This is a genomic window from Verrucomicrobiota bacterium (assembly GCA_039192515.1).
Taxonomy (GTDB): Bacteria; Verrucomicrobiota; Verrucomicrobiia; order Methylacidiphilales; family JBCCWR01; genus JBCCWR01.
Genome location: JBCCXA010000001.1, coordinates 301,155 through 310,953 on the forward strand (window position 1 = coordinate 301,155; position 9,799 = coordinate 310,953).

General features: G+C 43.8%; 10 protein-coding genes. 3 read left to right on the forward strand and 7 right to left on the reverse strand.

Translation table 11 applies throughout. The features are described 5' to 3' along the window. Positions 1-44 precede the first annotated feature (44 nt). Genes AAGA18_01375 through AAGA18_01385 form a run of 3 tightly spaced genes read right to left on the reverse strand, consistent with a single transcriptional unit; the run spans position 45 to position 3,959 of the window. Positions 45-1,985, reverse strand: a complete 1,941-nt coding sequence (locus tag AAGA18_01375) for a VWA domain-containing protein (protein ID MEM9443978.1) — start codon at positions 1,983-1,985, stop codon at positions 45-47. Continuing rightward, on the reverse strand, positions 1,975-3,021 hold the full coding sequence (locus AAGA18_01380) for a VWA domain-containing protein (protein MEM9443979.1): 1,047 nt from the start codon (positions 3,019-3,021) through the stop codon (positions 1,975-1,977). The genes AAGA18_01375 and AAGA18_01380 overlap by 11 nt, the downstream gene beginning before the upstream one ends. 23 nt (positions 3,022-3,044) lie before the next feature. Continuing rightward, a complete protein-coding gene (locus AAGA18_01385; GenBank protein MEM9443980.1) occupies positions 3,045-3,959 on the reverse strand; it encodes a DUF58 domain-containing protein in 915 nt (304 codons plus the stop codon). 240 nt (positions 3,960-4,199) lie between these two features. Between AAGA18_01385 and AAGA18_01390 the strand changes: the two genes are divergently transcribed. Then, positions 4,200-4,571: a tetratricopeptide repeat protein gene (locus AAGA18_01390; protein ID MEM9443981.1), complete on the forward strand. Its 372-nt coding sequence runs from the start codon at positions 4,200-4,202 to the stop codon at positions 4,569-4,571. A gap of 54 nt (positions 4,572-4,625) precedes the next feature. On the opposite strand, the gene AAGA18_01395 is transcribed toward AAGA18_01390, so the two are convergent. Both AAGA18_01395 and AAGA18_01400 read right to left on the reverse strand, forming a co-directional pair. After that, positions 4,626-5,909 (reverse strand): MFS transporter, encoded by a 1,284-nt coding sequence (locus AAGA18_01395; protein MEM9443982.1) that lies wholly within the window; start codon positions 5,907-5,909, stop codon positions 4,626-4,628. A 183-nt stretch (positions 5,910-6,092) separates the two neighbouring features. Beyond that, positions 6,093-6,407, reverse strand: a complete 315-nt coding sequence (locus AAGA18_01400; GenBank protein ID MEM9443983.1) for a DUF3817 domain-containing protein — start codon at positions 6,405-6,407, stop codon at positions 6,093-6,095. Between the two features lie 405 nt (positions 6,408-6,812). Here AAGA18_01400 and AAGA18_01405 point away from each other — a divergent pair, with 405 nt between their 5' ends. Both AAGA18_01405 and AAGA18_01410 read left to right on the forward strand, forming a co-directional pair. Next, positions 6,813-7,703: an EfeM/EfeO family lipoprotein gene (locus AAGA18_01405; GenBank protein ID MEM9443984.1), complete on the forward strand. Its 891-nt coding sequence runs from the start codon at positions 6,813-6,815 to the stop codon at positions 7,701-7,703. Positions 7,704-7,848: 145 nt separating this feature from the next. Further along, complete coding sequence (locus tag AAGA18_01410; protein MEM9443985.1) at positions 7,849-8,427, forward strand: HupE/UreJ family protein; 579 nt, start codon at positions 7,849-7,851, stop codon at positions 8,425-8,427. A gap of 62 nt (positions 8,428-8,489) precedes the next feature. On the opposite strand, the gene AAGA18_01415 is transcribed toward AAGA18_01410, so the two are convergent. Next, entirely contained in the window at positions 8,490-9,407 is a 918-nt protein-coding gene (locus AAGA18_01415) for a metal ABC transporter substrate-binding protein (protein MEM9443986.1), read from the reverse strand. A 71-nt stretch (positions 9,408-9,478) separates the two neighbouring features. Then, positions 9,479-9,799, reverse strand: a 321-nt coding sequence (locus AAGA18_01420) for an outer membrane beta-barrel protein (protein ID MEM9443987.1), incomplete at its 5' end; no start/stop codon positions are given.

Consider the following 9,799-nt stretch of genomic DNA (forward strand, 5'->3'; position numbering starts at 1 on the left):
TCTATGGTATCATCCGGGCTTTATAGACTGCTGTTGATTTTTTGCTACCAGTCCTTCTTCTTCTTTTGTGCTGGAGACTTGGTCTCTAAACCCTCGCGCTCATTCATTCTCTGGAACAAAACTGCTGGCTTATCTTTCTGCTGAATGCGATTTAATATCCTTGAAATGTTAGCAGGCAAAATGGGCCTCTGCTCCTTAGCCTCATTATCCTGGTTAGTTTCATCCCCATCCTGACTTTGAGACATTTGGGGCCGATTCTCTTGTTCATTGCTTTGCTCAGAATTACTTTCATTTTGGGCCTGGCGCTGCTTGTTTTGCTCCTGCTTTTGCTCTTCATTTCTGGCGCCTTGTTCTTGCGGCTGTTGTTCATCTGGCTCTTCACCATTTTCTTGGTTCCTCTGCGGTTCAGGATTTTGATTTTGCTGTTGTTCGCCATTGGTTTGGCTCTCTTGATTTTGGTCTTGCTCTTGGTTTTGTTGAGGATCTTGTTGTTGGTTCTGACTATCATTCGAGCTATCTTCTGATTGATTTTCTTCCTGCTGCTCGGAATTTTGGTCTTTTTGTTGTTGCTCTTGTTCTTGTTGGTTAAGCAGATCACGTAATTGACTTTCTAATGTATCCCAATCTGCGGCTTTAGAGTCTGTAGAACGACCTTCCGAAACTGCTTTAAGTCCATCCTCTATCACGGCAGGGTTGCCGCCCTGCATAGCTTGCCCATAGCTTAAAGTAGCTTGTGCCATGTGCGCCCAATCTTTGCCCAATGGCTTATCTTGCTGAAATAGATGGGTGACTGCATGACGCAATTGCTCTGAGGCTTGTGCTTGTTGCGGGTCGGCTTGCCTCTCATTTGCTGCGGGTATCAATTGCTCTAAAGGCTGTCCCCCTCCACTCAATTGAGCAAATCCTATTACAGGCAAGTACCCCAACAACACGACTAAAGTGACAACCTGTAAATCTTTCTCCATTAATTTACGTTTCATTTTCTCGGAGTTGCTTGGATACTTGGGAAACTCGAACAACAAGCTCATAAGAAGCAACACAACTCCAGGTGCTAGGAAGTATTGAAATCTCTCTATCATACTGGCAGTTCTTTTTTCTTCAGCAGCAAATTTTTTTCCTTTAGCGATGAGTGCTTTCACCTCATCATGAATATCCACCCATCGATCAGCTCTTTTGTAAATGCCACCAGATTCTTCTGCCATATCCATTAATACCCTTTCCTCTAATTTAGATAAGATGACTTGTCCGCTTTCATCCTTTTGGACGCCACCATCTTCCAAATGAATCACCCCTCCTTTTAATGTGCCTATGCCTAACGTAATGATACGAATGCCGTAGTATTTGATAGTCTCCATCACTGAGGCCCAGTCATCGCTTAGATTTTCACCATCGCTTAAGACAATAAGGTAGCGATCAGCGGGCACATCCACACTAAAGCCGCGCGTTGCTTCCATTAGCATCGCTTCATAATCCGTTCCCCCCTCCGGCAAGAAACTGGGAGAGAGGGTGGGTACTATTTCTCTGAGGATTTCATAATCACCACTTAGGGGGCTTTGAACGAAGGCCGTTCCAGCAAAAACGAGTAAGCCGACTCGCTCACCTTGCAGAGCTCCAAATAGTTCCTGAACCATCAGCTTCGCTCTATCTAAGCGGCTTGGCGTGACATCCTGAGCTAGCATACTTTTTGACAAGTCCATGGCAATCATGACATCGCGCGCAGGCTGGTAGGAAATTTGCTCTTCCTCGCCCCACTTGGGCCTGGCCAAAGCCAGCACAAGTAAGATCAGGCCCAGGCACATCAGAAAATAGTAACGCTGGAGAGACCTTCGCTTACCTACTTTTTTCCTGGCGGATCCTACTACCGCATGTTCTATATTTTGCCAACGCTTGACTTGTTCTTTTACTCTGACCAACCATATAAAAATGGCAAAGAAGAATAAAATGAAAGGGACGCCCACTAAAGCCCATGGATACTCAAATTCCATTTATTGCCCTTCTAGTATGATTGGAAATGAGACTGATGGAAGTAAAGGTCAGTAAACTCATAAGTGCTAGTATAGCGCCAGGCACGGCAAACCAATAATAGTGCTCCTGCTTCTTCAAACGTGTTTGCTTTTCAAACTCAATCTTTTGAGATTTATCAATTGCAGCAAAAGCTCGCTCCGTAGCATTTGTATCTCGCGCTCTAAAATACTGCCCTCCCGTTTCCTTTGCGATCATTTTTAAGGTTTTTTCATCCAAAGGGAAACGTCTTCTTTCCGTTCCAATTCTCTGTCCACTGTTAGGATCAAAGGCAGGAAAAGGAACCACTCCTTGGGTGCCTACGCCTATCGTATAGACAGGTATCCCCATATCTTTAGCTACCTTGGCAGAATCCTCGGGTTTCAAAGCGCCTATAGTCTGTGCGCCATCAGTAAGTAATACCGCAAAAGCACCAATACGTTCTGCACTATCATCTCGTCTGCTTAATTCTAGCCTGCTAAGCGCCAGTGCCAATCCATCTCCAATGGCAGTTCCTTGTTCTACTAGATCTGTCTCTAGCCTATCCGCCTGCTTCTTTAGCCAGTTACGATCAAAGGTTAGAGGCGCCATAGTATAAGCCCTGCCTCCAAATACTACCAAACCGATACGGTCTCCTTTCCGCTCACGGATAAATTTTTGAATAATCGGCCTGACGGCATTCAACCTGTTAAGTCGAACCCCTCCCTTTTGAAAATCTTCTGCTAACATACTGGGAGAAAGGTCAATCGCCAGAACAATATCATAACCCTCCTGTTTGACCTCGACTTTCTCTTCCACCTTTTGAGGACGTGCTAAGGCCAATACACAAAAAACAATAGCCATATAAATTAAGGCAACTGGCAGACGCGTTTGTTTCATCCAGCTTGGTTTATGCCATTCTGCGGAGCTGGGAATGATCAGTACTTCAGAGCCACCGCGCGACCTCAGCCACCAAATCAAAGGTAACAGCAGAAGTAATCCAAACCACTCAGGGTTTCCAAATATCCAGTTATTTATCATTTAAGCGCCCCCTACAATCCATTCTAATGGGTAATTAGTTTCATCCTAGCTCGGAAAAAATTCAACATGGCCTCTAGTACAGACTCTTCGGTTAATACCGCGCATCTGCTAAGTGGATCAGGAAACAATTCTTTGAAAAAATTCTCTCTATGTTGGCACCAAGCGGCGTGTTCGGCTCGGTTCTCATTATCTTCCGTATCTAAATAAACTAGTTCAGCAGACAAGGGATCATAGGCAGTTACAGTCCCAACATGCGGCAACTCTCTCTCCCAGGGATCATCGACTCGGAACCCTAACAATTGAAAGCGCTGCTTCAGAATCTGCCAGCCTTCTGGGTTACCTTTTGGAGTAAAATCCGAGAGCCAGAGTAATAGGGTATGTTTAGGAAGGGTATGAGAAAGCTCTTTCCAGGGAACTTGAAGGCTGGGTGATTCGTGGAAGAGTTTGGGCTTCGTTCCAGCCATTAATCCCGCCATTGCATGCATAATAGCTCTTCGCCCCCGAACGGGCTCGCGCATGGAATACCCTTCAGGAGTGGCATGCACAATCCCAAGCCTATCACGATTAGCTGCACACAGAAGACCCAGTAATCCCGCAATCTCCAGAAGTGCTTCACGCTTCGTCTTACCCCCTGAGCCAAATTGCAAAGAAACCGCGTCTTCTATTACCAAGACCATAGTCATCTCTCGCTCTTCGATGTACTTTTTACGGTATGGTTCTCCTAAGCGAGCGGTTACGTTCCAATCAATATCGCGGACATCGTCGCCCCACTCATAGCGAACCACCTGGTCAAACTCACGCCCTCTGCCCCTAAATGCAGAGCGATAGTCGCCTCCCAAGACGGAATCAGCAGAGTCCCTAACACGCCATTCTAACTTTCTTAATAAAGCAAGCGCGTCATGCTTTTTTTCGATATCTTCACTCATAGAAATAGCCATCTAAGGTATCTATAACTGTGTAGACGAATCAAGCCCTCATCTTAATCAACCCGATTTTGGCTTTAGAGCTCTTATCAAGAGGAATTAAATACCTCTAAAAAGCTCTTCCTTTTGATGCAAATGGTCAATGCTTACAGTTCGCGGTCTTTCCTTCCTCTTCTGCGATGCAAGAGTTTCCCAATACTTTTTCCAATCAAAATGGGATCGATTTAATATTTAACAAATTGGATTGTTATGAATATGCAGAGATACAGATCTTTTGAAGCTGCTCGAGGCTATATCGGGTTGGGAATGCTTCAAGAAGCTAGCGAAGAGCTCTATGAAATTCCGGTAGAGGAAAGAAAAAACCTCTCCTTTATCAAGCTAGAGATTGAGCTTCTTTTGGCGCAAGGCGTTCTGGATCAGGCAGATACACTCCTTTCGGCAATATCTGACACCTGCAAAAGAGACCCTGAATGGCAATATCTGAGAGCGAGGTTCTTTGCCCGTTCATCGAATTTTCCAGAGGCAAATCGCCATCTGATGAAGGCTATCATGCTTGATAATGAGCCTTCCGCACAGATCCTAAATCACCCCGATCTCGATGTAATCTGGACTTGGAGCACGAACTGACCTGTCAAAAATCACTGGGTGTCATGGGAAACATCTGAGTTTCATGCAAACGTATTATGATTCTATAGTCTTTAGTTTGAGTTTTGAAAGCAGAAGAAAGCCCATGATAAAAAATAATGAGTTCCAGAAAACCGCCCAACGAAAACCTATAAAATCAGCCAAGGCTCCCATAGAAAGATACCCAATGATTGCTGCGAGTTTTCCAAACAGGCCCCAATATCCAAACACCTGTCCTTCATCACCTTTTGGACTCATCAAAGAGACAACCGCGCGGCTACCCGCTTGAGTTGAGCCCACAACGAAGCCAGCAAAGTTTCCTACCACAAAAAAATGCCACTTCTCTATACTTGCGAAAGCTCCAAAACAAACACCTACCCATATCAACAAGGAAATCATCAACATGGTTTTTGAGCCAAATTGGTCCTGAAAAAAACCAAAGGCAAAAGCACCTAATGCGCTACTGAGTTGTAAACTTGCGAATAACATAAGGTTTTCTTCAGTATTGAAGCCTAGGACTTGGGTGGCAAAAACTGCAGCGAAGGCAAAGATGGCTGACAAGCCAGACATATAAATGGCATAACAGGATAGAAAGTAGCTTAATTCCCTGTGCTTCTCTAACTGCCGAGACGTGTGTATGATCTCTCTCCAAGCAGCATTCCACGCCCTTGTTAAAGTCACACCTTTTGCTGGTAGTTTCCTTTCTTTCAATAGTAAAAAAGTTGGTAGGGAGGAAGCGGCAAAAAAACATGCTGTTAAGACACATAGATAAGGAACTGCCTCAGACTCTCGCCCACTATAGAAATTTAGAATAATAATTCCCATAACCAGACTAAATAACCCACCACAATATCCAAAGCTCCATCCATAACCTGAAATTTTCCCCACATTCCCTTTGTGACTGATTTCAGGCAAAAAACTTGCACAAAAATTCTCACCCATCGAGAAACCAAAATTGGCTCCAATAACCAAACACATCACCCATAAAATGCGCCCTTCCACTGAGGTAGCAAGAAGGGCTGTAAAAAAGCAGCAGATGATAGCAGAAAATAATAGGAACCTCTTTTTCTGAGCAGTTAGGTCTGCTACCGTCCCTAGCCAAGGAGAAAGCAAAACGACCAAAACCTGGGATAGAATAAGTGCTGTCGCCCATAGAGTATTGGCAAACTCATTTCCCTTACACACAACTCCCACAAAATACGGGGCAAACGCCACGGTAATAATGATTGTGGTAAATGCGGAGTTCGCAAAATCAAAGCAACACCAGCCAAAAAGCTCCGACTTTTTTACCTTTGCAAAAGATTTATGCGGAGATTGCTCTGGTTCTGTGGCAGCACTCAAGCATGCAGAATAATCTCAGTGCATCAGAGGGTAAAGCCTCTTCATCAAATCAATTCACTGGCAGTTGTCTGATCTACACGACCAAGAAGGCTAGATGCTCAAGACACTAGAGATCTTCTTTCCAATCCCTACTACGTGCCTTCTCCACTCTTGAGTATTCTCTTTAACTAGCGGCTTAGTGCATCAAGAAAGCGCCTTAAGTTCTTTGTCGACTACAAATGGTCCAAAGGGAATCACCGCGGCTACCATAATCTTAAAGGACAATTTATATGTAATGGGTACCTGCTTGATGGCAATCAAGGCTAGCAATACCAATAAAACAAAAAGTCCACCGTGAATGCGGCCGGGCCAACTAACAGCATCTGGCATCCCCCAGATATACTTGAGTGGCATCGCAATAAAAAAAAGAACCAGGGTGGAACAACCTTCAATAAAACCAACCACTCTTAGAGTCTTGAGGAATTTTGCATTTTGAATCTTGCTTTTAGTCTCATGCATATCATTTGTATCCCTTTGGCCTTTGTTAGCGGTTAGGTATCGGAGATTAATCTTAGGATACATCTGCGTAAAGCCTCTTTAATGACCTGTGCCCTATTCTTAAAATCCGAGTGGGTATATACAGCTTGCTGTTAGATCCTTTTCAAAACATCTAACCCAAAATACTTTTCTTAGGAGTTTAAGTGCTTAGGGGATGCCGAATGTCCCGTCGACGAATCTAAAGGATGTTTCAAAGAAAACTTCTTCATTGGCTCGGTCGCGTTTTTGCTTGGCATGGAAGCTCGAAAGGCGACCTGTCTAAAGATCAAATCAAAACAAACTCTTGATTTAAAAAAAGTTTCTCATCATCATTCTAGTTCTAGGTATCTTCACAATTAGGCAAAATCAAATCACTAGGAAACACATATGATGGAATCAACCAAAACCCAGATCGGTATCAAAACTTCTCGTCGCGATTTTTTAAAAACAGGATCGGTTGCCGGCGTAGGAATTGTTGGGCTCAGCTTAACGAGTGGCATCCAAACAGTCTCCGCTGCAGATCAAGCTGATAAAAAAATCTACTCCAAAGAGATTGATGAGGGGCTCGCCTACTTCAAAAAGTTGGCCAAGGATCAGATGCCTCTAATTATAGGGCTCAAGGATGCAATTGCTAGCGGAGACCTTGATAAAGCAAAAAAGGCCTATGTCGATTGCCGCCCTCCCTACGAACAGATTGAAACTTATGCTGGTTCCTTTGAAGAAACCGATGCGAACATCGACGCTCGCCCATACGCATTTGACGAGGGCACAACTTCGGATGAATTTCGCAGCGTCCACCGCATAGAAATGCTGATTTTCGGAGAAGGCGACCTAGAGGCTGCCTTACCTTATGCAACCAAATTGATTGAAGCATGTACTCAACTGCAAAAAGATCTCGAAAACCGCGGGGAATTTTGGGCTGCCAAAAACTTTGAAGGAATGATCGGACTTTCCAATGAAGTGGCTTGTAAAAAAATTTCCAGTGAAGAAGAAACCTGGTCCGATCAGTCACTGCTTATATTTTGGAATAACTGGTTAGGTATTCAAAGCCAGATCAAACCTTATTATGGTGTGCTGTCGCAAAAGGATACAAAGTTGCAGGATAATATCGAGTCAGCTTTCAAAAAATGCTTTTCTAGCATCGAAGAATTTTATAAGTCAGGTATTTTTACTCCTTACAGCAAGGTTTCTATGAGCAAACGAGCCGAAATTGTTGCGGGAAGCAATGCTGTCAGAGATTCTATCATAGCAGCAGGCGACAAACTTGGAATAATGTAACATCGAATGACATAGAGAAAGCGAGGGTGGCTGCCAGCAAATTAGTCTTCGAATATAGAGTAAAAAGAGCCTCATCCTGATGATGCTAAGATAACGTATGGAAACTCTAGAAAAATAAAATGATTCAGATAAAATGAAGCAGAGAATGATGAAAATAAAACAATTGATAGTCTTAATGGTTTTGCTAATTCCTTGCATGGCTCAAGCCCATGATGAGGGTGTCAGCGTTGGTTTCTTGCCGGGGTTAACTCACCCTGTTCTGGGACTCGACCATTTACTAGCGATGATCTCCGTAGGAATCCTCAGTGCACAGATGGGGGGGAAAGCCATTTGGATAGTTCCTTCCGCCTTTGTCGTTCTTATGCTTGTAGGTGGTGTGATGGGTATGAATTACATTTCACTATTTTCCGTGGAATTGGGTATCGCTGTGTCGGTGCTAGTGCTCGGCATAGCTATTGCGGCGGAGAAGAAGCTTCCCACCTTATTGGCGATTATTGCAGTTGGTTTTTTCGCACTGTTCCACGGTCATGCACATGGAACCGAAATGCCTGAAATAGCCACACCTTTACCCTATGCCTCAGGATTTATTACCGGCACAGCATTAATACACGTAGCAGGCGTTGTTATTGGAATCGTCTCAAAGAGATTTTCTGCAGGACCTCAACTTTTGCGCTATATGGGTGCGGCAATTGCGGGAATTGGGTTTCATATCATAGTGGCGTAAAACCTAAGCAAAGCTACTATCTCTAATACAAGGTTCCATAAAAAAGACACCTGTAAGAAAAGTTATGACTCCGTAATCATCTGAAGATTGGCCATATTTTCTTTCATGACAGTTAAGAAGTCTTTGCCTTTTCCTGGCCTATTCCCACAGGGATCAAAGACTAAACTTTTTATACCCATTTCATCTAGCTTAGACACAGATTTTTTCAGAGGCTCTCCCTCCCAAATCATGTACTTAAACTTATTTTGATCATGTAATTTTTTGAATGCCTCCCAACTCTCTTCCTCAGGATAAGTCTCAGGCTCCCATAATACCTCTACCAAATTAAGTCCATAACGTCTTTTGAAGTATTGGTAAACTGGGTGGGAGGCGACTAGAGACACTTCTTTACTAACGGATGCTATCTTTGCCATCTTTTTATCGAGATCCATGAGATCTCTTTCTAGGGCTTGAAAATTTTCATCGAACTCGCCGCCTTTTTCCGGGAAGGCTTGGGTAAATGCTTTGTGAATGGCCTTCGCCTGTTGGACTGCTTGAGTGAAGTCTAACCAAGTTGTGAAAGCTATTCCTGCGTGAGAATGCTCGCCTTCAGGTCCGTGACTATGTGTAGTCTTATCCTTGATCTCAATGAACTGATCCTTAAAGGACTCCGACGTATCAGAAACTTTACTTTTAGGCAAAGTAGCCGTAGCTATCCATTTAGCATAAGTTGCACCGTTTAGTAATATGATATCAGCCTTTTGGTAGGCAATAACATCTTCAGCTTCAGGCTGCCAGAAGGCTGGATCTCCATCTTCAGGTGCTGGGAATGTTACTTTTACATAGTCGCCGCCTACACGCTCTGCAAAGTATTGTAAGGGGTAATTGACAACATATACACTTAGCGGTTTTTCCGCTATGGACTTGCTCGATGTAAAGCACAGCCCTACTATTAGCAGGATAGATAACCACCAGTATTCTCTAGATGCACTTTTGATCATTTCTTGGTCCTAACCTTTCGTTGTAAAAATTTTTTGATTACCCAATAGACGCTTATCTATCTCCACTGATTTTAAAAGCTGTAGACGGCTTGTGTGGCAATGGTGTGCACGACATCATCAGATGCGGTTCCGCTCACGGCAACGTCATTTCCAATGTCTACACGGTATTCAGCACGTAGCAGAAGATTATCAAGTAAATTAAAGCCCAGAGTTCCGGTCAGGCTCCACAGATTATTAGCGCTGGGGTTGGATGTTAAGCCAACGATGTTCTGGTCATCGGTGTGCATGTATTCTGCGCGACCAGCAATGCTGATGATGTCCGTTAAGAGGTATTTGGTATAAAGGCCTGTCCCAAAGTATTCAGAATCGTTGCTTCTACCTGCATTGAAATC